At 61.6% G+C, this 25,438-nt stretch carries 20 protein-coding genes and 1 pseudogene; 2 read left to right on the top strand and 19 right to left on the bottom strand.

Translation table 11 applies throughout. The annotated features are described in order from the left end of the window. Positions 1-8: 8 nt before the first annotated feature. The 15 genes from LB566_RS26060 to tssA are packed head-to-tail and all read right to left on the bottom strand — an operon-like array spanning position 9 to position 17,339. Positions 9-476, bottom strand: a complete 468-nt coding sequence (locus LB566_RS26060; RefSeq protein WP_224628679.1) for a hypothetical protein — start codon at positions 474-476, stop codon at positions 9-11. 12 nt (positions 477-488) lie between these two features. After that, entirely contained in the window at positions 489-1,286 is a 798-nt protein-coding gene (locus tag LB566_RS26065; RefSeq protein WP_224628681.1) for a PAAR-like domain-containing protein, read from the bottom strand. A gap of 2 nt (positions 1,287-1,288) precedes the next feature. Next, entirely contained in the window at positions 1,289-1,825 is a 537-nt protein-coding gene (gene tagF / locus LB566_RS26070; protein WP_224628683.1) for a type VI secretion system-associated protein TagF, read from the bottom strand. Further along, positions 1,807-5,343 carry a type VI secretion system membrane subunit TssM gene (tssM, locus tag LB566_RS26075; RefSeq protein WP_224628686.1) on the bottom strand — a complete coding sequence of 1,179 codons (3,537 nt, stop codon included), beginning with the start codon at positions 5,341-5,343 and terminating at the stop codon, positions 1,807-1,809. The genes tagF and tssM overlap by 19 nt, the downstream gene beginning before the upstream one ends. 1 nt (position 5,344) lies before the next feature. Further along, on the bottom strand, positions 5,345-6,667 hold the full coding sequence (icmH, locus tag LB566_RS26080) for a type IVB secretion system protein IcmH/DotU (protein WP_224628689.1): 1,323 nt from the start codon (positions 6,665-6,667) through the stop codon (positions 5,345-5,347). Between the two features lie 4 nt (positions 6,668-6,671). Further along, positions 6,672-8,006 (bottom strand): type VI secretion system baseplate subunit TssK, encoded by a 1,335-nt coding sequence (gene tssK / locus LB566_RS26085; RefSeq protein WP_224628690.1) that lies wholly within the window; start codon positions 8,004-8,006, stop codon positions 6,672-6,674. Positions 8,007-8,045: 39 nt separating this feature from the next. Next, positions 8,046-8,498 (bottom strand): type VI secretion system lipoprotein TssJ, encoded by a 453-nt coding sequence (tssJ, locus tag LB566_RS26090; protein ID WP_224628695.1) that lies wholly within the window; start codon positions 8,496-8,498, stop codon positions 8,046-8,048. Between the two features lie 3 nt (positions 8,499-8,501). Then, complete coding sequence (gene tagH / locus LB566_RS26095; RefSeq protein WP_224628699.1) at positions 8,502-9,965, bottom strand: type VI secretion system-associated FHA domain protein TagH; 1,464 nt, start codon at positions 9,963-9,965, stop codon at positions 8,502-8,504. Continuing rightward, positions 9,962-11,029, bottom strand: coding sequence for a type VI secretion system baseplate subunit TssG (tssG, locus tag LB566_RS26100; protein WP_224628702.1), 1,068 nt, complete (start codon positions 11,027-11,029; stop codon positions 9,962-9,964). The genes tagH and tssG overlap by 4 nt, the downstream gene beginning before the upstream one ends. Continuing rightward, positions 10,993-12,867: a type VI secretion system baseplate subunit TssF gene (gene tssF / locus LB566_RS26105; RefSeq protein ID WP_224628706.1), complete on the bottom strand. Its 1,875-nt coding sequence runs from the start codon at positions 12,865-12,867 to the stop codon at positions 10,993-10,995. The genes tssG and tssF overlap by 37 nt, the downstream gene beginning before the upstream one ends. 1 nt (position 12,868) lies before the next feature. Further along, on the bottom strand, positions 12,869-13,624 hold the full coding sequence (gene tssE, locus LB566_RS26110; protein WP_140640991.1) for a type VI secretion system baseplate subunit TssE: 756 nt from the start codon (positions 13,622-13,624) through the stop codon (positions 12,869-12,871). After that, a complete protein-coding gene (locus LB566_RS26115) occupies positions 13,611-14,066 on the bottom strand; it encodes an Hcp family type VI secretion system effector (RefSeq protein WP_140552897.1) in 456 nt (151 codons plus the stop codon). The genes tssE and LB566_RS26115 overlap by 14 nt, the downstream gene beginning before the upstream one ends. 45 nt (positions 14,067-14,111) lie before the next feature. Next, positions 14,112-15,617 (bottom strand): type VI secretion system contractile sheath large subunit, encoded by a 1,506-nt coding sequence (tssC, locus tag LB566_RS26120; RefSeq protein ID WP_140552898.1) that lies wholly within the window; start codon positions 15,615-15,617, stop codon positions 14,112-14,114. Between the two features lie 3 nt (positions 15,618-15,620). Further along, entirely contained in the window at positions 15,621-16,160 is a 540-nt protein-coding gene (gene tssB / locus LB566_RS26125; protein WP_140640641.1) for a type VI secretion system contractile sheath small subunit, read from the bottom strand. 6 nt (positions 16,161-16,166) lie between these two features. Continuing rightward, a complete protein-coding gene (tssA, locus tag LB566_RS26130; RefSeq protein WP_224628708.1) occupies positions 16,167-17,339 on the bottom strand; it encodes a type VI secretion system protein TssA in 1,173 nt (390 codons plus the stop codon). 319 nt (positions 17,340-17,658) lie between these two features. Between tssA and tssH the strand changes: the two genes are divergently transcribed. Continuing rightward, the gene (gene tssH / locus LB566_RS26135) at positions 17,659-20,430 is read left to right on the top strand and encodes a type VI secretion system ATPase TssH (RefSeq protein WP_224628709.1); all 2,772 of its coding nucleotides are present in this window, start codon (positions 17,659-17,661) and stop codon (positions 20,428-20,430) included. Between the two features lie 582 nt (positions 20,431-21,012). Here the strand turns inward: tssH and LB566_RS30430 are convergent. From LB566_RS30430 to LB566_RS26150, 3 genes and pseudogenes are all read right to left on the bottom strand, one after another. Further along, positions 21,013-21,138, bottom strand: a complete 126-nt coding sequence (locus tag LB566_RS30430) for a hypothetical protein (RefSeq protein ID WP_263496449.1) — start codon at positions 21,136-21,138, stop codon at positions 21,013-21,015. Between the two features lie 175 nt (positions 21,139-21,313). After that, positions 21,314-21,927 (bottom strand): annotated as a pseudogene (locus LB566_RS30525) (class I SAM-dependent methyltransferase). Between the two features lie 112 nt (positions 21,928-22,039). Then, complete coding sequence (locus tag LB566_RS26150; protein WP_224628717.1) at positions 22,040-22,357, bottom strand: YMGG-like glycine zipper-containing protein; 318 nt, start codon at positions 22,355-22,357, stop codon at positions 22,040-22,042. A gap of 599 nt (positions 22,358-22,956) precedes the next feature. Between LB566_RS26150 and LB566_RS26155 the strand changes: the two genes are divergently transcribed. Then, a complete protein-coding gene (locus tag LB566_RS26155; RefSeq protein WP_224628873.1) occupies positions 22,957-23,595 on the top strand; it encodes a hypothetical protein in 639 nt (212 codons plus the stop codon). 862 nt (positions 23,596-24,457) lie between these two features. Here LB566_RS26155 and LB566_RS26160 read toward each other — a convergent pair. Beyond that, positions 24,458-25,336 carry a GNAT family N-acetyltransferase gene (locus LB566_RS26160; protein WP_140552916.1) on the bottom strand — a complete coding sequence of 293 codons (879 nt, stop codon included), beginning with the start codon at positions 25,334-25,336 and terminating at the stop codon, positions 24,458-24,460. Positions 25,337-25,438 lie beyond the last annotated feature (102 nt).

Consider the following 25,438-nt stretch of genomic DNA (forward strand, 5'->3'; position numbering starts at 1 on the left):
GGCTCCTCTCAGACGACGTGGTCGCTGGCGTCTAGACCGACCGGCTGGTAGACCAACCAGACGACGGCCTCGACGAGATCCTCGTCTTCACCATGCAGCGCATCCACGAGTAGTAGCCAGGGAGCGATGGGGACACCGTCTTCGAATCGCCGATTGTCATCATCCTCGTCATCGATACCCCAGTCGTCCTCCGAAGGTGGAGTCCTTTCAACGGAATCGTGTGCATGGCCGTAGGTCTCGGTTTCCTCGTTGATCGCCACAACGCTGAGGTAATATTTCCGGAAGACCGCCAGTACAAATGGATGCGAGGACGGACCGAACGGCCAGCGGTCCACGATCATGCGGGCCGCTTCCTCCTTTGAAGAGGTTTCGCCGGCAATCTTCACCTGAAGCTTTGTCCACCACTCGTTGGCCGCGCCTAAGGCTTCACGCAGATCAAAAACGTAATGTCGATACAGGCGATCGAAGGCATTCATGCTCGTGTATCCTTACGCCAGATAGGTCTTGATGCGCTGCTGAACCTGGGCAATGGTCGGACTACCACGTGTGAAATGGGCCATACCTTTCTGCACATTATTAAGGCTGTGGTTGGCGCATTGTGGCTGAACCGCGGCGTTGGATATTGCCCATCTCTTGAACGCCGCTCCGTTCCGGCAGCCACCCTTGTACCATGCGATGACGATCGGGGGCTGGTGGTCGGCCGTCTTGCCCGGTTTTCCGCAACGCGCTCCTGTTGGCCCGATCACCCAGCACGGCTTGCCCTGGATATGGGCAGTCTGGGTGGGAGTAGGACCATATCCTTTACCTGCGCGCTCGTAGTGGCGGGAACATTTCTTCTTTCCCGAGAACGCCATTCGTCGCTTGAACCGGACAAGGGCGGACATGTCGCATGCCCCTGCGGGCGCAGATGCTGCCGCCTGGCCCATCGGATCGCCGTGGCGGCCAACCCCCTTGCCCTCGACTTTCACCAAGAAGGACCAGAGCATGAAGAAGCCCTTGCCCTTGATCTTGTGTGTGACGACGTTGCCGCCCTGAACGCCACCTTCGTCGCCGGAACTTAACATAATCTCGGACGCGTTCTCGAGCGCTGTCGGCTCGCCATCGATTTTAACGCTCTTGCTTCCCTTGATGAGGTCGCTGGCCTGCAACATGTTCACATAGGGCACAGGGACGGGCCCGGCTGGTGGCGGAGGAGGGCTGAGACAGACATCACCTGGCGCAATGCCCTTGCCACCACTGCCCTTGTGAAAGAAGCCCATGCTCTCAGCGAAGACAGTAAGGCCCATCGTCAGATATCCTCGATTGCGGGCTTGGTGGCGCGCAGCTTCGGCAAGGCGTTGTCAGCGAGGTCATGGATATCAGCGAAGCTAAACTCGGTGACGTCGAAGTCATCGCACCAGAACGTCATGGCGGAAGCGTCGCCCCTGCTCGTCTCTCTCAGCAAGGCCAGCGTCTCTGCTAGCTTGGCGGTTGACCAGTTACCGTCCACAGCGCCATTAAGGCAGGCGGCGATTTCGTCAAACCATCTGGCCGTTGGCTCCGGCGGCGGTCCAAGCCTTACAATGGCAAAGGGGTATCGGCGCCCGACACGGTCCTCGCTCATGCGCCATGCGCCGGCGCAAGGCAGGTCACCGAAAATGCCGGCCTGGATGCTGAAGCGCCAGGCCCGCGGATCGAGCTCACCCTCATCGGGCCGCGTCAGCAATTCCATTGACATCCAGCGGTCCCAGCGGTCGATGAAGGTGCGCGGCAGGTTCCAGGCGACGAAATCTCCGGTCGCCGGAATCTTGCCGAAGAAGCCGGTGTTCATATCTGCGGTGGACATGTGAACTTCTTGAACATTTCCAGGTTGTAGGGGTTTTCTACGCTGGCGGCCTTGAGTTCGAAATCGGCCCACATGGCCTTTGTCCCCAGCCGCAGGCTATAGACATCGGTCAGCGAAGTGCCGGCGAAACGGCCACCGCGCAGCATCCTGAGCCACGCCCAGCTGCCAGTCTCGTTGAGCATGATTTCTGGCGAGCCGTCGATCGGCTGGAAGGCAAGCGAAATGACGCCGGTGCCGTCCTTACCGGGCCACGTCATTGGTTGCGGCCTCGTAGCGTTGTTGTAGTAGACGAGATTCTGGCCATCGAGATTGAGCGTGACACGGGTCACGTTCGGGGAAAGATCCTTCGGTTCCAGCGTGAAGCTCATCACCGGTCCGGTGCCGCCGGGAAAGAGGTCGTCGCGGATGTGCCTGGCCTGTTCGAAGGCTGCCAGAGCCGAAGGATCGAGGCCGAAATCGGCGCGCCATTTCCATGGCTGGCCGGTCGTATCGACATAGTTGATCAGGTGATCGTTGATGAAGCCGTCGATCAGTCCGGCCGGTCCGAACAGCCTGGCGAAATCACGCACATTGACGTCGACCGCACTGTCTTCACTGAAGGGATAGCGATCGTTCAGCGCTGCCTGGCAGAAAGGCAGTATGTCGGCGCGCCAGATGGCGTTGAGTTCTGAAGTGACCGCCTTCTGGGTCAAATTGCTGGTGTCGCCGGCAATCCCGCCCAGCCAACTGTTGATGGGGTCGGGAAGGATCTGAGCCTGCCTGGCGACCGCACCGGTGAGTTCGGCAAGGCCGCCCTGCTTTTTGATCGCGTCCTGCGGGTTGGGGTTGGCGGTGACCGTCTGCAGCACGTTCGAAAGCGCGGTCAGCGCTACAACGGCGGCGTCCAGTGCCGGCGGCTGCCCGTCGACCTCGGCGATGGTGCTCTTGAGCGGTTTGAAATGCTCGGCCACCAGATTTCCGGTGAGATCCACCTGGTCGGCGGAGCCGGCGCGGGGAAGCAGCTTGGCACCTGATGTCGCCAGCTTGCCGAGCTTGCCCAGCTTGCCGAGCAGCTTCAAAGCGCCCTTGGTCGCCGCCTTGTTGTCGGCAGGCGCGTCATCGGAGCGCGTCAGTTCGGTCTCCTGGACGACCGCCGTAAGCAGCCGCTTCAGCGCCGAATCCGCGCTCGAAAGGTCTTTCAGATTTTCGCTGGCGACATTGAGATCGGTCAATGGCGCGAGCCTCATGTCCCGCAAGAAGCTGTCCCATTGCGCAATGTAGTCGTCATAGTAGAGCTTTAGAATATCCTCGGACAGCGCCGAAACCGAGGTCTCGGCGTTTTCCGAGCAGCCGCCCGCGAAAACGGCACGATCGAGCGCCGCCTGGGCGGCGACATCGTCGATGCGGTCGAGAATGACGTCGTGGAAGCCGGAATAGGTGAAAGCTCCCGAAATGCCAACGCGAAGTGTCTTGCCGGAACGCCGCGCAAACACCTTGCCCCCGTTTGGGCCGGCGAAATTGGCCGGTATCCATTCCTTCAGCCCGGTCACTGCGGGGTCGGCCAGCAACTGCTTGTAGCCACGTGCCGGCAACGAAATGGTGCACACCGTTTTGAGCGCTTCGGCAAACAGGGCCTGGTCCGGTGCGATATAACTTTCATCGACGGTCATCCGCCGGATGGCGGCAAGCTGATGCTCTTCGGCATCGGCTGTCGGAAATGGTGCCGCGGCGGCGAATTCGGGCAAGCTGTTCACCCACCAGTTCTGGGCGTAGTCGGCATCCATCTGCGACAGGCCGGTCATCATGCGATAGGTCTTGAGCGCACCGAGCATGAAATCCGGATCGCGAATCTGTCGCCACATCGTCGCCTCGAGCAGTGCCACCATCCGTGGTTCGAGCAAGTTACGCAGAGCGTGATCGTAGGTGTCGGCCTGTGCTCTGGCCAGTTCCGCCGAGGCTGATGGGCCTAGCAGATCCTGAGCCGCGCCCGGCGGTGGTGTGCGAGCGTTGGCAACCGCGTCCATCGCCTCGAGCGCTCCATCCATGGCAGGCTGCTCTACCGATGCCGGGTTTGCGGCAGCTGCGGTCAGTGGCTTTTGCAGCGCCTCGAACTGGCTCGCCTGGGCCGCTATCGCATTGCGGTTGTCAAAGTAGGCCCAGGCGAACAGCCCACCAGCCAGCAATGCCGCCGCCGCGCAACCAGCAGCCGCACCCCGCCAGATCCAGGCGCGGCGGCGTTGCGCCAGCGGGTCAAACGTGCCGAGGCCTGCTTCCTTGAAGATGACTTCGGTGAGCAGGTTCTTCAGGAAGAAGCTGCGCTTGTCGACCCTTGGTGCGGGCAGGGCCCGCCGGGGCGCAAGGCCGAAGGAAGAAGACAGCGCGGCGGTCAGCCGGTCGATGGGTGCCCCTTCCTGCGTCGCCGATGTCAGATAGAGGCCACGCAGCCAGGCGGCCTCCTCATACCTGCTTTCGCCGAACATCGCTTCGACCAGCACCTGGATCGGTTCGGACAGGCTTGCGAGCTGGGCAGGAAACCGGAAGATCTCGGCACGGGCGGCGAGTTTGTCTTCGTCCTCCAGGCGTGGCACCAGGCGCCGCTCGAGCTCAGTCGCGAGCGTTGAGATTTCGCGTTCGATGGTCTTGGCATCCACACGTGCGTCCAGCGCGAAGGTCGTTCCCCATACCTGCTCGCGCGAGGCGTTGGACAGGCCGCCGAAGAAAGCCTCGAAACCCTTGATCAGGTCGGCCTTGGTCAGCATCAGATAGACCGGCAGGCGGATTTCGAGCCGGTCGTTGAGCTCGGCCAACCGGCGGCGGATCTTGCGGCCATGCGCCTTGATGGCTTCGTCGCCTTCCGAAAGCACGTCGATCGAAAGCGCGACGATCACTCCGTTGAGGGCGCGGCGGCCCCGGTGCTTCTTCAAAAGGTCGAGGAAACCCAGCCATTCCACCGCGTCGACATCGGGCTGGCTTTCCTGCTGGACATAGCGACCGGCAGTATCGATCAAAACCGCGTTCTCGGAAAAGAACCAGTCGCAGTTGCGTGTGCCACCGACCCCCTGCAAATCGTCGGTAAGGTCGATGGGAAAGTTCAGCCCGGACTGCCGCAAGGCCGTGGTCTTGCCGGTCGCCGGCGGCCCGACGATGACGTACCATGGCATCTCGCGCAGAAACTTGCGCCCGCCCAGCTTGCGACGCTTCAGTTCGGCCATCACTTCTGCGAACTTGGCACCGACGGCAGCGACGTCCTCTTCGCCCGGGCCAAGCGGCTTTTCCACCGCCGGCGCGGCAATCTCGGCGACGAACAGGCGGTTGGCGCGGATCGCCCGCCGCTGGGCGACGATCAGCCAGACCAACCAGAAGATGACCAGCAGCGCGATGATGACGATGCGAACATTCTCGGAGGCGAAGGGCTCGTAGGGACCGACCCTGACGATCGGACCGAAGATCCAGATAACCAGGGAAATCAGCGTGAGGCCAATCAGCGTCCACAGCCAGCGCGAAGTCAGAACCGCCCATAGGAAGCGCAGGATGAACATCTCACAGCCTCTTTTCGACGAGCACCTCGACCCGGCGGTTCAAGGCTCGCCCCTCGCGTGTGCTGTCGCTGGCCACGGGATCGGTGGCAGCCCGGCCCTCGGAATGCACCCGGTCCTGCGGCACTCCGTTCTGGACCAGCATGTCGGCAATCGTGCGTGCGCGAGCCTCGGATAGGCGCTGGTTGGTCGACAGCGGATTGGTCTTTTGCAGAGGAACGCTGTCTGTATGTCCGATCACCGTGATGTTTCCGATCAGCTCCTGATTGGCGAGGATCACCTTGGCGATCGACCCGATCAAGGGCTCGAAGCCTTCTGTCAGTTGTGGCCGCGACGACTGGAACAGTTCGGGGTTGGAGGCCTGGATGATCAGCTTGGCCAGCGAAACGCTCTCGGTCCCGGTGAGGGCAGATTTGAGGTCGGCCGGCGCTCCGGTCTGAAATTCCGGCAACAGCGCAAAATCCACTTTCTCCGGTGGCGGGGCATCGACCTTGGGCGATGTACGGGCGATGTCGCCGCGTTCGGGCGGCGGCAACGCGCGAACAAGTGCTGAAAGTTCGACCGCCTGGCTGCTCAGTCCCATCGAGAGCCCAACATGGACCGCCGTGGCTGCAACCGCCGCACTGAGCGCCATGACCCAGATCGGAACGATGAAGCGCTGCGGCTCGTCTGATGCGATCACGCCCTTCCAGTTCGGCGACAGTGGCGAGCCTTCGGCATCGGCATCGCGCAGGAAGCGTGCCGCCGCCACGCGAACGGCATTGAGGGAGCGGTCGCCGGACCGGGCCGACACGCGATATTTGCCACGGAAGCCGAGCGCCATGCATTGGTACTGCAGTTCCAGCAATTCGCGATCCCGGTTCGGATGGCGCTCAAGTTCGTCGAGACGCGTGAAGAACTGCATGCCGGCATCGACATCGCCGCGCAGCATGACCACAAGCGGCTGCCGCGGCCAGGCGCTGGCACCGCCCCATGGCGTGTTCAGGGCCAGATCGTCGAGCAATGCCGCCACCACCCAGGCTGCCTGGTCGGCCCGTTCCATTGGGGACCCTGCCGACATTGCCGTGTCGCGGGCCCGAACCAGTTCTTCGAGCAACCGGGTCCGCAATACTTCCGGATTGTCCGGCGGCAGCGCACTTTCAAGTTCCGGAGCGAACTCAAGCAAGGGCGCGAATGCGTTGACGAGTGCGTTCGGGTGGGTGCGGGACCGCTTTACCGCCGCGCTCGGCAAAAGGGGCGCCATGGGCCGCGGCATCGGGGCGCCGCTCAATCTTATGCGAGTGCGTTCGCGATCCTCCGACAGTCCGAAAGGATCATCGCCGCTCATCATCTCACCTGTTCACCGAATAGCAGTCCACCTGCGGCTCGCTTGGCAACACGCCCGAAACGCCGATGACGAAGCCTGGAGCATCGAGCAGCGACGCCCAATGCTCACTTTTCTGGTCCAGCTCGAGGCATAGCCGATCGCCATCGTAAGGGATTTCGCGTGGCTGGGAATGAAGCGGTTTCAGCGGAATGCCGGGCAAGCGCGATTTCCACAGGCCCTCGAACTGGTCGGCCGAACCGACGGTTGCCTGATTGACGAAGATCTTTCGCAACGCATCCTCCGACAGCTCAGAACCGACCCGGATGACGATCCGGCTGGCCACCAGCAGTTTCGGGTTGTCGATGCGAACCTTCCAGACATTGGTCGAGTGCCGCATGACAGGCAGGGCGCGCGATTTCGGCTCGATGTAACGCAGGCTGAGAATGAGCGAGCGCAGGGCATCCGCCAGCGCCGAATAAGCAGGGCCGGGCGCCATGTGATCGTAAGCGGGCAACTCGCCCAACCGCCGCGCGCTCGATCCGTAAGTTGCCATCGAACCGGCGAGCCCGGCGAGCTCCAGATAAAGCTCGGCCGGATGGAAGACATCTTGCGCCAGCATGTGAGCCAATCGCGGACGCGCCGCATTGGCGAGATTGAGCATCAACAGATCTTCGACACTGCGCCCAGGCCCGCCCATGACCATCTTGCCATGCGCCTCGGCGATCTGGTCGAGGCCGGTGACAACTTCCAGAAGCAATTGCCGATACCAGGCCACCGCGCCGGTAACCAGTGCCGGTGGCAGGAAGGTCTCGTCCAGAGAGACGCCGCCATCGGCCCGAACTCCCTTGAGATCGGCTATCGGCAAGGCGGTGTAACCCCCGACCGACTTGCCAGGTGCAAGCAGCAGCGCCTGCGGACGGGCGATTTCGATTTCTTCAGGATCCGAACCGCCCTGGACAGCGTCGCGCACGGAAACGATCCGCCCATGATAGCGCGCTCCCGAGGCGGCGGCGTGTGCCGGATCGAAGCCGACACCGCCGGCAGGCTCCAGCGGCAAGGCGACCAGCACCGGCCCTGCGCCCGTGTCGGGGGTGACCGGCAGCGGTCGCGGTGGGTCCATCAAATCTGGAATCGAAAAAGGCGTCCCGTCCGGGAAGATACCCCGGGCCGACAGGATCGCGACCTGGCCGGCCTCCAGCAATGCCGGGTCCAGCGCCAGCTGTCGAAAGCCGAACGTATGCAGTTGTCCGGCCTGCAACGCGCCGCGCACCGTCGCCTCGAAGAAGCGATCCTGCTGCTGGAAATGCTGGGTTCGCAGGAAAAGTCCTTCGGACCATAGCACCCTGTTTGCATCGCTCATGCCGCTATTCTCTGCATTGAGCTCCCCTTGCCTTGGCTGCTAGGCGGAGATGCCGCCGCTGCCCAACGTGACATTGATGGTGAATTGCGATCCCGGCGACACTGACTTGGTTGTCCGCCAGTTCCTGCCGCCAGGTTCGCGGATCAGTGCAACGAAGCCCAGAGCCGTCGCGTCCGGCTCGACCGTGATGGTCTTGGATGCGGATTTTCCCGGCGCAACGGCGATCTGGTCGGACCCGATAAGATCTCCTGCGAGTGCGCTGCCGGCATCCCCCTGCAGCGCAAAGTAGTCAGCGGAATTGAATTTGCCGGTACTTTTCAAGCGCATCACGAGGACCGTCACCGGCCGGTCGCCGCCACCTGGCCCCGGGTTCATCCCGGCCGCGCCGCTCACATTGACGGTGATCACCGACGGCTTTGGCGGACCGCTCTGGCACGCCGCAAGCAGCCCGGTCGCGCCTAGGGCAGTCATCAATTCACGTCGGTCGATCATGGCTCACTCCTCCTCATATGCCTCTCGAAAATCAGTACCGATTTCCCCAAGGAAACTTTTTTCCGCGCTCTCGGCAATTTCACGATGGCGTTTCTGATAGAGCTCCCACAGCTTGGCGCCGCGCCCGCCAGAAAGCAGGGTGCCGATCGCCGAATTCGATTTCAGCTCTTCCTCGATCACTGCCGGGTCAAAACGATCAATCATCCGTCGCAAAGCGGCCTGTATGCCTCGCCAGGCGCGCACGTGATGTTGCGCCAGATCGCGAATTGCATCGGCGATTGCCGCCTCACCGGCGAGAAATCCGGGGCTGCGCTCGGCGATAAGCGTCACGATGGCGTCGTCGACCGTGGGCAGAAACTTGAGCGGGTTGACTTCGGAGGCCCCGACCATTGTCTGGGCGACGCGGGCGTTTCCTTTCTCCTCGGTCCGTTTGCGCAGAAGCTGCATGAGGCCTTCCATCATCAGCCGGTATTCGCGGCCGAACTTTTCCATTTCCGCGATGCTGTCGCGCCCGGGGAAATCGGCTTCCTCGACGCCCATGCCGTGCAGGAATGCGGAGCGAAGCGCCATCTCCCCCAGCTGCGCCGTTGCCGCCGGGCGGCCAGTTTCAGAAGCAGCACCTGCGTGCGATGGAGGCACGACATCGGCTGGTTGCCTGGCCAGATCCCAAGGACTGGCGGATTGCGAGGGTTGGGCGCGCTCGCGCTGTCCGGTCGAGCCGGTGCCGCCTGCCGAACTGGGCGTCGAGATCGGTCCGAAACCAAAATCATCGTTGAAATCGGGCAGCTTTCCAGCAGCGGTATCGGCTCCGCGGCTGGGAGAGGGGGATGGGTTGAGGCTGAACGGGTCCGCCTGGTTCGCCGCGTTATCCGGCTCGAGATAAACGGCCGCATTATTTGACACCGGCGTTGAAACCGGATCGAGGCTGAACGGGTCATCGAAAGCAGGCGAGCTGCGCTGGCTGGCGCGCTCGAACGCGCCAGGGATCGGCTGCTCGAACGGGTTCGGCAGGTCGGCCGGTCGTGGCCGTGGCGGCACTTCCTCGACCTTTGCGGAAAAGAAGTCATCGCCGCCGATGCTCACTGGCGCCCGCGATGCCAGCGGCTGGCGTTCTGCAACCGGCTGGCTGGCCGGGGATGCTTGAGCGGTTGGCGGCTGCTCATCGACATAAACGACATAGTCGCCCAGTCTCAGCCGCATGCCGCTTTGAAGGCGCGTCGACTTGCCCGGACCGAGCGGGCTGTGAGCATCGTTTATGAACAACCCGCTGCTCGACGTGTCGGTAACGAAATATCCGTCTCGCCCGCCTGAGATCTTGCAATGAGCGCGCGAAACGAACATGTCGGGATCGTCGATCTGCCAGCCAGCGTCCGCGCTGCGGCCGATCACCAGCTCACCGTCGTCCAAGCGAGTCTGCCGTACCGCCTGGGTGCGTGGCCCTTGCTCCAGCGTCAGCAGCAGACTCATGCCGCGACCCTCGCCATTTCCGGCCGCCATCCGACGATTGTCTGCAGCCGCATATCGTCAGCATCGCCCCTTTCAGCGGGCCGCGCAAGCCAGGCGGTTCGGCCAAGTTGTACCGCTCCGATACGGGGCGGCGGCACGGCGTCACGCGCAAGCACGATGCGCAGGTCAACATCGAGCGATTCCCCGACCATTTCGCGAACGGCCTGCTTGAACAGTTTGAGCCGCTGACTGCCAGGCAGGAATGCCTTGAAATCATCATACTTCAGCGGGCCGACCCGCAGTTCGATCCTGCTTTGGCGGCTGAAAACGCGTGGGCCGATCGTCGCCCCCCGGCCGAGCGCTGCATAGGCTTTTGCAAGGCAGGTCTGGAGGCCGGCTGGTATGGTTGTCCAGGCGGCGATGAATTCCTTGATCTGTACTGGTACCTTGAAGGCTTCGGCCAGGAACAGCGTCAATCGTTCCGGGCCCTCGACCTGGCTGGCAAGCGAAGCCGCCTGGCGAAGCTTCACCGTATCGAGCTCGATGTTCTGGGTGCCGGGAAGGCCGATCCCAGCCATGGCCGCAAGCATGGCGCGAATGCGCCCACCGACCGCGCGTTCGACCTGTACGGCCGGTTGCGCATCCGCCCACGCCCGATAATAGAGGGCGATCATGCGGTGTTGCAGAATGTTGACGAAGTCCACGAAGGTCGTATCGCTGGTCAGCTGTGCATCGGCGCCTGCGAACCAGCGCTGCGACAGGCGGTCGAGCACCCAGCGCGTCAGATGCAGCGGCATTGGACCCTCGGGTCCCAACAGACCGAGATTTGCAATCGTGACCCGGGCCGGCTTGCCGTCCTCGGCTCCCCGGAAATGAACCAGATCCCGCGCGGAAAAGGCGAGGCGCACATGCTGGCCAAGCCGTGCCGGCTCACGGTCGAGGCGGCCTGAATGGCCGAAAAGGCCGTTGCCCTGTTCGAGACGGCGCAGCAGTTCGAAAAAGTCGAACCCTTCAAACAGAGCTTCGGCGGTGCTTGGGGTGGGCTTGTCTAGATCAGGTAGCGATTGCCGGGCGTCATCGGCCATGGCACATCCTCCTGCTTCTGCAGCAGCCGCGTGCGGGTCCGCACGAAGCCGTTTATTCCGACATAGCGGGCAAACAGCCGTGCCAGCAAGGCCGAAAGCAGCAAGGTGCTTTGGCCGGCCAGGACCGATTCATCGACGTGCAACGTCACCTCAGTACCGCGTCCGAAGCACATCGGCCCATTGATCTGCAGCCGTTCGACGACGGGCCGGGAATCGACGCGCACGATCGAATGGACGTTGCGAGCAAGGCTCGGATCGCCGCGGTCGGCGTAGATGTCGAGCAGCGCATGCAACGGGTCGACGCCGCGGCCATCCTTGGCGAGGCTGACGAAGTTGAGCATGAGCTGTGCGATCAATCGCCAGGCTAGGTCGTCGGCGCGCGATTCACCGTCGGCCCCTGTGGGCAGTGCCGCAGGGACCGCCGGCTGCGGTGGACGCAAGGCTCCAAGAAGCCTGACGGTTTCGACCGGGTCGCCGGCCTCCAGCGTCAACGTCGGACTGTCGTCGAGGATCGGCAGGTCACGATTGGTACAAAGAGCCAGGACGTCGAGACGCTTCAGCGGCCGGTTCGCCGGAGTGGCAAGCGGCCGCGATACGGCCAGGAAAACATCGTCGCCGGTGTATGACGTGCGGGTCAGCCCGTCGCGCCGTTCCTCTTCCGTCGCACGCCGCGGTCGCCGCTCGGTTGAGTAGACCCAGCCACTGCCGCTGTTCTGCCCCAGGCTGAAGAGTTCGGGAATTTCGGCCTCGTTGCCTTCCGTGTCGGCGTCCTCGACGCGGATGATCCGATAGATTTCAAAGTCGCGCGCGCGCGTTCGGTCTGCATGCAACACCTGGCGTGTCTTGCGCGCATCGACCTCGACCACGTTGCACTCACGTTCGAACAGATTGATGATCGGCGTTGCGAAAAGTTCGAAGTCCGCCGGCGTCAGATCGGCCAACTCGGGCACCGGACGCCTGAACAGGAAGACGATCTCAAGCCCAGCGTCGCATCGACGCACGATGGGCTGTAGCCCCGAAACGCGCACATAGTGGAAGCGCTCGGGCATCATGAAGTATTCGCGCAGCAGGCGGTATCCCTCGAATGTCGGGCGGGTGCGCGGCATCAGGGCTTCGTCGTCGCTGATGCCGACCATGTCTGGTGCCGGCAAGGGCGAGAACGGGTTGGTGTTGCCTTGCGCGCGTGCGCCAACGGTCGAGCAAGTGCCGAAAATCGCGTCGAACAGCAGCGACGCCTTGGTGCGCCTTGCAAAATAGAGGTCGAGCCGGTCGAGCGCCAATTCGTGAAGCTTGCCCTTTCCGGTCCGCGCCAGCGTGATGCGGAGCGCCGCCTCGCCGTGCACACCGCCGATCGTGGCTATGCCGCCTGCCGCCAAGGCGCTGCGGTCTTGGAAATAGCTGACTGAATTAATCGCTATCGGCCATAGGGTCACTTCTTGCGCGGTCGAGAAAGTGCAGCGCGTCGACAGGCCGGGCTGCAGGCTGGAAACCAGCCGCGTGTTGCGCTTGACGACATGGCCGTCGAGCATGGTCTGAACCTGCTGGCCCGGCTTTAGCACCACCATCGCCGTTGCTGGCGCCGGCGTGATCAGATCAGGATAAAGGACGTCGAGGACACTGCGCGAGAATCGCGAACGCTCGGCGTCGACCTTCAGCCGGGTGCGCGCGGCAAGGAAAGCTACGCCGTCCAGCAGCCGCTCGACATAGGGGTCCGGACAGGGGACCGTGTCGAGGGAAAGGTTGCGCGCCACCGCCGGGTGCATGTCGGCAAATTCCGCCGCAAGGCCGCGGATATGGGTTAGTTCCTCCTCGTAATATTCGACGAAGACCCTATCCATGTCAGGCGTCCCTGATTTCGGTCCGCGCCAAGCCGTTATCAAGATTAATCGTGGTGCGCAGGCGCATGCGTTCCGGCGTCGGCGTCATGATCAGCACACCGTCAATCTCGATCTTCAGGCCCATGGTCTTGTCGCCAAGGGTGACCGTGACCTTTGTCTCCCTATCCTTGAGGCGCGGCTCGAAAGTGGCGAGCACCGCGCGGATCTCACGCGCCAGCACATCGCGATCAAAGTCGCGCGACGACCGGCCCGAAAAGGACGGCACGCCGTAATTGACCACACTTCGGCGCACCTCCGGAAAGTCGGCAAGCGAAGGTGGGTTGTCCGACACTTGTTCATTTTCCAAATCGGACAGAAGCGGTGTGGCCTCGAATCGCTCGGTGTTGAAGAGCGCCTCGATGTCACGCCGCACCGCTTCCCTGAGCACACGGGCCGATACCACCACGCGACGGCCTTCAATCTCGAGGCGGTGCTGGGTCTGAAAGGCAAATCGATGCAGGCGGCGTTTCTGGTCCGCTGTCAGTTCCGCATCCGCATCGATGGTCCGTGCACTGCCGGCAACGAGGCTATCGAAACGGTCCGCGCCAAGCTCGTCCCGCAAGACTTGGCGCAGCCCGTCTATCTCCGAGGTCAGGCCTGGCAGGTCATTGACGAGGCGATCCCAAAGCGACGGCTGGACGGCCTCGCTTTTTGCTCGCAAGCTGCCCGTGAGCTGCTGCCTGCCCGCGCCTGGCCGCCGTACCTCACTTGCCGACATAGACATCCATTTCGGCTTCATCATTGCCGTCATAGACGAACTTGATTTTCTTATAGGCGAAGCTGACAGCTTCCTCGATCAGGTCTTCCTCATCCTCGGCCTGCGACATGTCGTACTCCATGATCGAAGCATCGGTGAGGGTAACGACCAGGTAATCCTTGGTCTCGCCATCGATTGTCCTGCGTGCCGAGAACACCACTTCGTCGAGGGCCTTGTTCTCGAACAAAGCCTTTTTCAGATAGGGCGAGGATTTGTCGTAATGTTTGATGAACTTGATCATGCCCATGGACACGCGGCCTCGACGTGAGAGCGAATTCGGGTCATAGGGTGCGACCATCTTGTAGTCGACGCCATGGATTTCGATCTCGTCGTCGTGACCATCGCGGGTGCTGGGGCCTTTGATGTCGGGAACCTTCAGAAAACCGTCAATCTTCACTGGCATTGTCTCTCTCCACCACTTTCAAAACCAAGATGTTGTTGCTGCAGATCAAGTCTTAACGGAGGGCAGTTCCGACACCAGCCGCAGCGAGGCGTTGATGCCCTCCAACTGGTAATGCGGGCGCAAAGCGAAGGTGGCATTGTAGTAGCCCGGCCGCCCCTCCACGCTGTTCACTGTAACCTCCGCGGCAGCAAGCGGACGCTTGGCGCGCGCCTTGTCGTCTGCGAAGGCCGGGTTGGCCAACACGTAGCGGTTGATCCATTCCGTCAGCCATATCTGCATGTCGGAGCGCTCCTTGAACGAGCCGACCTTGTCGCGCGCAATCGCCTTGAGATAGTGCGCAAAGCGTGAAACCGGGAACAGATAGGGCAGATTGGCGCTCAGGCGCTCATTGGCCTGCGCATCGGGATCGACCAGCCGCCCCGCCCGTGTTTCGTCGTCCTGTAGCGAGTGCGCGCCGATGAAGGCCGCAAGATCGGTATTCTTTCGATGCAGGATCGGCATCAGGCCAAGCTTGGCAAGCTCCGCCTCACGCCGGTCATCGATGGCGACTTCAGTCGGGCATTTCATCGCTACTGACCCATCATCGGTTGGGAAGCTATGCACCGGCAGGTTGAGGACCGTGCCGCCATTCTCGACCCCGCGGATCTGGGTACCCCAGCCAAACAACTTGTGACTGCGGTTGATGTTGACGCCCATCGGGAAGGCGGCGTTCATCCAGACATATTTGTTGTGGTCGCCGTGCACCTCTTCCTCGAATGTGAAACCCTTTACCGGAACGGTCTCGGTGCCGTAGGGCAGCCGTGCCAGGACGCGGGGCATGGTCAGGCCGATGTAGCGGGCATCCTCACTTTCGCGAAGTGACTGCCACGAGGCGTAGGCCGCGTTGGAGACGATCTGCTGCAGGTCTTGCGGGTTCGGCAATTCTTGCCAACTGTCCATACGGAACAGGCGCGGCGAGGCAGCCGCGATAAACGGCGTGTGCGCCGAAGCACAAATGCCGGAGATATTGCGCAGCAGACCCACGTCGCGCGGGTGGTTGGAGAATTCATAGGCGCCGATCACACAGCCGATCGGCTCGCCGCCAAGCATCGAATACTCGTCTGTGTAGACTTTCTTGAAGATCGGGCTCTGATCCCACATCTGACCTTCATAGTCTTCGAGCGTGTCGGCCAGTTGCTCCTTGGAAATGTTCATCACCCGAATTTTCAGCTTCTGATCCGTCTCGGTGTTGTTGATAAGATACCAGAGGCCACGCCAAGTGCCTTCCATCTCGCGCACTTCCGGCGCGTGCAGGATCTCGTTGACCTGTGTCGTCAGCACCTTGTCGATGCCGGCGATCAGCGATTTGATCGACTTGATGGCATTGGACGAAATGGTCGTGGTTTCGGAACGCGACTGCGCCGCGAGCGCGAGATTGCGCACGAGTTGCTGCAGCTTCTCGCTGTCGTCCTTCTTGACCTTGAAATCCTTCTCGAGGAGCCCGCTGAATTCTCCAAGGTCTATGGCTTCGGCCTCGGCGGCGACGTCGGCGGTTTTTTGCTGTTCAGCCATGATCTATTCTCCCGTCTTGTCGTCGTCGGCCAGCGCCTGGCCGGCGATCTTGCCAAGAAGCGGCTCGTTGTTCAGCAGCTGCGCAATGCGCTTTTCGGCATCGACGCGGCCATCCATGAAGCCCAGCAATTCCTCGAGTTGACGACGCATCTTGAGGATCTCGGCCAGTTGCGGAACCTGCTCGGCGATCTTGTCGGGGGCGAAATCGCCCATTCTGGTAAAGGTGAGATCGAGCGCCAGTTCCTCGTCGCGCTCCTGGCCTTCGGCCTGCGGCAGCGTGTTCTTCACCCGGGCTTTGACCCGAGGCCCGAGCGCCTCCATGAACTTGGGGAAGCGGTTCGCGTCGGTCTCGACAAAGGAGCGGTCCAGCACCGACTTTGACGCTTCCTTGGTTTGCGAAGCGCCGGAAAGGTCGGCCATCACGCCCATGACAAACGGCAGTTCGATCGTCGTCGGGCTGCCATAGGTTTCCACGTCATAGGAGATCTGCACGCGCGGCGCACGATTTCGTTCGATGACCTTGGATTTGCTTTCAGCTGGCATGTGTTGTTACCTTTCATCCTTCTGAGCCGTCTTCTTGACGTCTGGAACGCCGGCAAGAAGCCGGAATTCCTTCAGCCCCGAAGGGGCGAGATCTTCCATCAGTTCAACGAAATCCATGTGCACCATTCGGCGCACGCGCCGCGCCAGATGCGGGATCGGGCTGGACGGTTCGGTGCGGTCATAGAAGGCGACCACGAGGTCGAGGCATTTGACGACGTCATCGCGCGACGAGATCCGGTCGGGCAGGCCGCCGCTGCCGGACTCTGCGTTGCCTGCCACGCTTGCCATCGTGTCGGCTCCATAACCGTTGCGAACAGCTGTTGCCGGTTCTGCGGGCGCTTGCACCGGTTTGGCCGCGCCATTCCCCGCGGCGCCGGCTGCCGAATTCCGTTCGAGAGTCGTCAGCAAACGTTGCAGAAACCGCTTTAATTCCGGAACGCTAGCGCCACCGCCTCCAAGGCGGGCGTTGAGGGCGCTGTCGACTGCATCGAGGCCGGCGATCGCGGCGCGGGCGTCGGCGAGGAGCGACATCATTTCTGCCGCGGCCTGTTCGATCTGCGCCGCGCACGCGCTGCGCACCCGGTTGACCAACTGCCCGTGCTCGCTTGCCAGTTTCGCCTTTTCTGCCGTGTTCAGTCCCGAAGCAGCCTCCTGAAGCATGACCCGCTCGTCGAGCGAACCCTTCTCCAGATCCTCGCCCAGGACAGATCCGATGGAACGCGGCGCAAAGAAGGTCATTTTCCGCAAATCTTTGAGCAGGCCATTCTGGCTGTTCTGAAGGTCAGTAAGCGCGTTGATGCGGCGCAATGCGGCGTCGCGCGGCGTGGCGCCCGGTCGCAAGGCCGGATGCATGGTCGCCCAATGCTGATCGAAGGTTTGCGCTATGAGGGTCAGGCCGTCGGCTAGACCGGCCAGGCGGTACTCGTTGGCCAGAGCACGCGTGACAATGACGAGAAGGCGCAAATCCCGGCCGTGTGGGCGCAGCTCTTCGGCCCTTGTGAGCACGGCGGGCCAGTCGATCGGAACGTCGACTTCCGTGTTTTTGCTGCCCCGGAACTCGACCTTTTTCTGCTGCTCCGTCAGGCGCTCCAGCTCATGGAAGGCCGGATCGTTGCGCAAATCTCCCCCTGACGGATTTTCACCGTCGAGCGGAGTAAGCCAAAGTGCGACATCAATCACACAGACCCCCAGCGACCGGCCCTCAACGGCACCTAACCCAACGTTACCACACTGACGTGCCGTACGCCAATTAAGCCGCCGCTTAAAAATTAACGAAAGCTGACCAACCGCGTGTTCGCGATGTGGAGGGCTTGGCGAGACTGCCCAACACAGTCGGTAAAATGCCCCCATGGATGCACGAATTCGTCTGCCGCCAGTCGTCCGAGCTTCCAAAGGCTGACGGCACCGAACCACCGGCGCGCCCGCATCCATCGGGCGCTTTGTCAAGTGGCGGCTTATGTGGCAGGGTATCCATTGGCAGATTGCAGGAGCACGTTCGATGGAACAGCGCCGGTCGTCACAGAGCTTCAAGCGTAAGGAACTGGTCGGCAAGCTCAATCCTGTCGGGGTGCGTGCCTTCAAGGCAGCTGCGGACAGCGCCAAGCTGCGCGGCAATCCTTACGTCGAACTCGTCCACTTCATCGAGCAACTCGTGCTTTCCGATCGCTCGGACGTGCAAATGATCATCGCCGATGCGGGAGTGGATGTCAGCCGGCTCACGGCCGATATGACCCGCGCCGTGGACAAGCTGCCCTACGGCGCCACATCGATCGAGGAATTCTCCGACCACATCTTTCATGCCATCCAGGAGGCCTGGAACCTGGCGACGCTTGAGTTCAACGTTGAGGAAGTCCGCAGCGCGCATATTCTGCTCGCTTGCCTGAAGACGCCGGTGCTAGAAGGCCTGCTGTCGAAGATCAGCGGCGCATTCGACAAGATCGACGCCGACGCGGTGATCGCGCGGTTCGCCGATGTCATGGAGGGCTCACTCGAAGCTGGCACCTCGACCATGACCTCCGCACCACAGGCGCCACGGCGCGTAGCCGGCGGCGATGCGGCCCTGGCGAAATATGCGACCGACCTGACCCAGCGTGCCCGCGACGGCCAAATCGATCCTGTCGTTGGCCGCGACCCGGAGATCCGGCAGATCGTTGATATCCTCATGCGACGGCGGCAAAACAACCCTATCCTGACGGGCGAAGCCGGGGTCGGCAAGACTGCGGTCGTCGAGGGCTTCGCGTTGCGTATTGCCCAGGGCGATGTGCCGCCTATGCTAAAGGGCGTCAGCGTGCGCATGCTCGACATCGGATTGATGCAGGCCGGGGCAAGCCTAAAGGGTGAGTTCGAAAAACGGCTGAAGGCTGTGATCGACGAGGTGCAGTCGTCCGAAACGCCGGTTATACTTTTTATCGATGAGGCCCACACCTTGATCGGCGCAGGCGGCGCTGCTGGAACCGGCGACGCGGCCAATCTTCTGAAGCCGGCGCTGGCACGCGGTGAATTGCGCACCATCGCGGCAACGACCTGGGCTGAATACAAGCAGCACATAGAAAAAGACCCCGCGCTGACCCGCCGTTTCCAGGTGGTAAAGATCGACGAGCCCTCGGAGGCTGTGGCCGTTCTCATGTTGCGCGGGGTGGCCGGCGTTCTCGAACAGCACCACCAGGTCCAGATACTGGATGAGGCCATCGAGGCGGCAGTCGGCCTGTCACACCGCTATATCCCGGCGCGGCAATTGCCGGACAAGGCGGTAAGCCTTCTCGACACCGCTAGCGCCAGGGTCGCCATATCGCAGCATGCCACACCGGCCGAGGTCGAGGACATCATGCGGCGTCGCCAAGCGTTGGAGGTCGAGCACGGTATCATCGATCGCGAGGCGGCGATCGGCATCGACGTCACCGAGCGGCAGGCACGGGTCGAAACCGGACTTGACGAAACAGAGGTCACGCTGATCGCTGCGCAACAACGTTGGGATCGAGAAAAAGTCCTGGTTGCCGAGATACTTGAATTGCGTGCCCGGATACGGGGCGATGGTATGCCGCTCGATGCGGCAGAAACGCCGGAGTCCGAAACAGCAGATGCCGACGCCTTTGAGGCTGGGCTGTCTGCGACCGAAATGATCGAAGACAAGGTATCCAGGACAGAGCTCGAAATGCCGGCTGTTGCCGAGCAACCTCCACATCCGGTCGCCGATCTTGCCCGTCTGCGCGAACTCATGGCCGAACTTGCGGAGGCACAAGGCGAGGCGCCGCTGATCCTGCCATCGGTTGACCGCAATGCCGTGGCTGCGGTGGTCCAAGACTGGACTGGCATCCCCACTGGGCGGATGCTGTCGAGCCAGACCGAAAAAGCCCTGCGGCTGGCCGTCACTCTGTGCGAGCGCGTCGTCGGCCAAGATCATGCCATGGAGATGATTGCCAAGCGTGTACAGACCAGCCGCGCCGGGCTTGGCGCGCCGGAAAAGCCGGTGGGCGTGTTCCTTCTTTGTGGCCCCTCTGGTGTCGGCAAGACCGAAACGGCACTGGCCCTGGCGGAGACGCTTTATGGTGGCGAGCAGAACCTGATTTCGATCAACATGTCGGAGTTCCAGGAGGCGCATACTGTCTCGACCCTGAAGGGTGCGCCGCCCGGCTACGTCGGATATGGTAAGGGCGGTATCCTGACAGAGGCTGTTCGACGCAAGCCCTATTCGGTGATCCTGCTCGACGAGGTCGAGAAGGCGCATCCCGACGTCCACGAGATCTTCTTCCAGGTTTTTGACAAGGGCATGATGGACGACAGCGAAGGGCGGCGCATCGACTTCAAGAACACGTTGATCCTGCTCACCTCGAACGTCGGCTCTGAAGTCATCATGGACCGGACGAGGAACGGCACGGTTCGGGCCGGACTAGACGATCTGGATAAGGCCTTGCGCGCGCCTTTGCTGAAGGTTTTTCCTGCGGCGTTTCTTGGACGGGTGGTGACCATTCCTTACTATCCGCTGTCTGATTCGATGATCGAGACGATCACTCGTCATCAGTTCGCCAAGATCGCCCGCCGGTTGCGTGCAACCAGTGACGCGGAACTGGTGATCAGCGACGGTGTCATCGATCTGGTCAGGGCACGGTGCACGGAGATCGAATCCGGCGGGCGGATGATCGATACCATCTTAACCAACACACTTCTGCCGGAATTAAGCCGCGGCGTGCTCAACCGGTCGCTGGAGGGTGAGAAGATGACGAAGGTGACGGTCGGAGCCTCCGAGGGCGGCTTTACATATTCTTTCGAGTAATGATTGGATTATGGTTTGCGCATTGGACCATCTCTCGCCACAGATTGGCATGGCGCTCGCAAAGGAGTTCTTTTCTTCGACGAGGCGACTAGACCGTCTTGCTTTGTCGCTTTCCATCGTAGTCCCCGGGTGTGCTCATCCTAGCCCCGGGATTATACTGAATGTGAATATGCGGAAACATAGGCCCTTGGTCGTTCACGAGGACTAAATACTTTGCTTTGCCAAGCTCAGAATTAAGTTCCTGCTGTAAGAAGTGCCCCAAAAGGATTGACAATATACCTGTCCCACGATCCGCCAGCTTTCTTGTCCTAATATCGATTGCGTTACCGGAATGATGAAGGGACCAACGAGAGTGATTATACCACTCCTTTCCAGCGGTGAGCTCAAGTTCAAGGTGCCTCGGCGCGTATTGCTTAAAAACACGTCGAATTATCGGAATGGCCTGCTGCATTGGCGGACTTAGCCCGCTTTCGATCGTTCTCTGCCTCATCGCAATCTCCGTGAAAAAGACAGCGTCATACCTGTACCACAATTTCCACAAGCACGCTTGATCTATGAATGCCCAAGCCCAGAGCGCCCGCATCAGTCCGGCCTGAGCGCACGAACCGGCCGCGGGATCGCCTTACACTGCCCGGTCGGACGCTGGCTGCGGATGCCCATGTAGGCAGCACGGCGTCCGATGCCGACCCGGTCGGTGATGGCTGTCATCGACCATCCAGATCTCGCCGATATGGGTGGAAACGAACGCCGAGGTCCAGCGTGCGCTGTTAAATGGTGACCTCTCACCGCTACAGACGCGGCGCGTGCCATGCGAAATGCGCCGGAGCGCAGTGCGTCACCCACTCTTTAGCAAGAAGTTTCAGCTCGCCGGCAAGGCTTGTCGTCACCCCCGTTTTTTGGCGAACGCCCAAACCATCAGCGGGTACTCCTCATCGTTGCTGAGGTCGCGCCACAGTCCATACGCCCGTACCGGGCCGCCGATATGGGCCTTGGCGCATGCCTTATTGCCCCAGCCGAACGCCTGAACATCATCTTCGGCGAAACCGCCTTCAATCATCAACTGTCTCAGCCCCGCCGGTGTCCAGCGGTTATAGTCGTGGGGGCGTGCATGCACCCGGAAGAGGAAGGGCGTGGCCACCATCGCCCAGCCGCCGGGCTTGGTCATGGCGTGGATGTTGGCGGCGGCCGTCATCGGCGCTGCACGTGCTCCAGCACCTGGTCGGCGATGACGATGGAATATTGTTCTGGTGTGCGGTCCTTGCAGATATCGAAGTCCGGAAAGTCGACGGAGCGATAATTGGGGCAGAGCGCCCGCCAGTAGCGGTTCCAGCCCGGCGAAATCTCGATCACGTCCCGCGACTTGCGGTTGGCCGCTTCAAGGAACATGGTGAAAGCTTCGATCTGACGGATGCGCAGCCAGTTGCGGCTGTCGTAGCGAAGCAGCCGCTTTACGGCATGTCGGCTTCGGTTCCTCAGAGCATCGGCAAGGCTTGGCATACTCGACCTCCTCCTGCCCGCTGAGAATCTCCCTATCGCGCAAATCGTACAAAAGAATGACAGCGAGAGGGAGCCGGCGCCAATGCACCGGCTCCCTCGGTGAGCAGCTCAATCAATAATTACCGTTGTAGTAGCGGTCGTCGCAGGGCGCCGTATAAATGCGGCCGGAGCGATCCTGGTAGCGGCAGAGCTGCTCGCTGCGGCGCTGCGGCGTGGTGGCTGAGCCGACCACGGCGCCGAGCAGTGCACCGCTGGCCGCGCCGATCACCGTGCTCTTGGTGTTTCCGCCAATCGCCTGGCCAACGAGCGCGCCGCCGGCGCCGCCGACCAATGCGCCGGTAGTGGCCCGCTGCTGGCCTTCGGTTTGCGTCTCGCATCCGGCGAGCGCCGCGGTCATCAACACCGCGAGTATGGCCTTCTTGATAAACATCACTCGAACTCCTCTGAAGCCCCGGGTGACAGCCAGGCTGGGGCGAACAAGCCCCGGAATGCGGTCGCTTGCGGCGGAACGGCGGCAGAGCCCTCTCACGAACTGAATCAGGGTTTCCCAGCCGTTGAACGCCTTGGTTGCCAAACGGGAAAGATCCTCTTCGCGAGTGTAACCACCAGGCGTTCAGCTGATCCTCAACGGCACCAGCACACCGCTTCACAACTTGCCGATCCTTCGACGCCGCGGCAGCAATTCGTTGGCATAGATCCCATGGAGATGGCGGCTATGGAAGCCGAGCTAGCCGACGTGTGCGGCGAGTATCAGACTGCCGCGGCACTCAGTGGCGTCTGGAATCTCGAACTCGTCGCGGCCAGGGGCTACCTGGACAGGATCACGCGGAACGTGCGGGTGATGAAGTCCCTGGCTTAGAATTTTCCAGAGCGGTTTGCGCAGTTCCAATCGATCCTGGAGTCCTCGATTTCATCATCTCCAACATGCATGGCGCCAATGCGGAGAACCCTGAGGATGGCCCGGCGTTGCTCAACTGCATGAAGTTCATCCGTCTAGAAGCTAATTTGGAAGAGTCCTATTTAGCTGGCATGCCTGAGCGCCGAAAAATCGCCCCGACCGCAAAATTAGTAGCAGAGTGGCCGTTGTCTGCGGCTGCAACGCTTGGATCGTCAGTACGGGCGAGGGGCATTTTTCTCGAGGTCCGCGCGCGCCTTCCAGTGCCCTTGAAAAAGTTGCTCCATATCGAATCCCGCGTGCTGACCCTGCGCCTGCCGGAGGGCACGGATGCCGAGGTTGGAGCGGCAGCGGCGATTGTGTCCAAAGCCATGCAGGCTATCGAAGATCTGCCGGTAATCCCTCGCGAGGTCGAGGACATCCTGACGATCTCCTCCGGCGAGCGGCACCGCTGGCTGAAGGACGGTCGCTTGCAGAGCACCGGAACCAGGACGGTCAAACTTCGTGGCCGCGCAAGCAAGATCACCTTTCACGTGTTCGATCCACGCCAGATTGAAGATGTGCTCGATCGCGACCTGGTCACCGTCTGGCGCGAAGAAGACGCGGCCACGGCCGCTGAGAACCGGCGACGGGCCGCCGCAAAGTCGGCCCTGAAGCGCTCGCAAAAGAGGGACCGCGGGGCTGCAAATGATACCGACAAAAGCCGCGATGAGGCGACCCGCCCCAAGTTACGCGGATGGGAAGAATTCGATAGCGATGGGCTCTTACGCTGACTGGCGACCCCGGAACGCTGTGTCAGGTGCAGCGGCGTCGAGCCATGCCACCAGGACGAAATTGTCCACAGAACATCCAGTTTGACTGGGGTCCCTGGAAGCTTAGAACTTGTGTCGTGCTCCTCCAGTCGAATGAAGCTGCGTGTTCAAGAGATTGGGACGTCTGATCACACTTCGGGTCAAACTTGATCATCGGGGAGGTTCGCTCGCCATCGGGGGTTCGAGTCGGGAGAGCGCTACCGCCTTTCCCCCCACTCAGCCTCGCCGCATTTTGCACTTCGTTGCCGCGCGTAGCACCCAATAGATTTCAGGGACGCGCACATCGCAAGGCGCGGTAGGAGATCTCTGGCGAAAAGACGCAGCGGCTGAACCGCAGCCTCGGCAAAGATTTCAGCGAACTGCCGCCCGCACCAGTGCGAATACACCGCGAACGGCGCTGTCAGGCGGCCTGCCGCCTGGCATCGCGACGACGATCGACAAGGCGCCAATCGGTGTGCGGGCCGTCTCGCTGTCGATCTGGGCCGAATGGGCCTTGAATGTCTCCAACGCTGCTGAGCGATCACCTGCGCCAGCTGCACGATGCCCTTCACGTCTGATGCTCGACGCGGTCCACCGCGACAGAAACAAGCAAAGCGTAGCATCTATGCTCGGCCCGCACTTCCGAGCAGACACTTACTTTCTGGTCTGATGAGTGAGGCCGTGATCTATCCCGCCTGCTATGCATGGTGGAGAGGTCCGAACGAAGAATCCCTCAGCCCTAAAGCGAACGGCAAACCAGAGATGCCAACGCACGGCGACAAGGGTTGGGAACGGCATCCCACACTCGCCTAGCAGGCGTCTTGGCCACATTGTGGTGCGGCCCTCAGCTCAATGCGTGGCCGGCCAATCCATAAACCCACGGTCCGTTTTCTTCCCGGTTCAGGAATCGGCGCCCTTTGGACATGGTCGTAACGGTCTCGGCAACGCCAAGGCCGCACTGCTCGAGAAACGTGGCAAACACGCCATCCTTCTCCCGGGTATCGACTCGGACGAAGCGTCCTGCAAGATTTCTCAAATGAACGGCGGTGAGATGGACCGCGTCCAGATCGCTGCGCGTGACCACCGGGCCGATCACATAACCACGCCCGAATTCGCGACACATGGAATAGCCGACGATCTCGCCGCCACGGCTCAAAGTTTGGATTGAGGCATTCGCCGAAAGCAGTGCGAGCAGCCTCTCGCGGTCTGTCCCAAACGCACGCTTGTCGAGCGCCATGATTGCCTTCAGCCTGTCGCTCGGCAGCACTTGCAATTCACCATCCATGGCCGGCATAGCCGGGAGTGCCGACGAAACCTCCCCTTGGCGCATGAATACGATTCCCTCGGTCGTGAAACCAAGTGAGACATAGAGAGGATAGGCGGCATGGGTGGCGTTAAGCGCCAAATTGCGATCGCCACATTGCTCGAGTACCTGGTCCATGAGCCATCGGCCGCCGCCTTGCGCTTGTGTGCGGGGCGTTGTGATCACCACGCCGATGGTGGCGAAATCATCTCCTTGCGGAAACCACATCGCGCTGCCGAAAACCCGGCCAATGCCGTCTACGGCAACGATGCCGCGGCCCGCACGACGCAGCATATCCCAGTCCTTCGGCCGATGCGGCCAGCGGACTGAGATCGAGAGCGCGTGGAGCAGATCGACTTCGACTTCGTCGATGTCCCGCGCGACCAGTTCGAAAGACTTCAGGCGCACTGATCTCTGCATTTCAGTCGACCCGCTCCTTGTCCAAGTCCAGTGCTTGCTAGCACGTCCTGACGCCGCTGACGCTTCCGCAGCTGTCTTTTGCCCTATGATTGCACCCGAAAG

The sequence above is a fragment of the Mesorhizobium sp. CA13 genome, from assembly GCF_020165235.1.
In the GTDB taxonomy this organism is placed as follows: Bacteria; Pseudomonadota; Alphaproteobacteria; order Rhizobiales; family Rhizobiaceae; genus Mesorhizobium.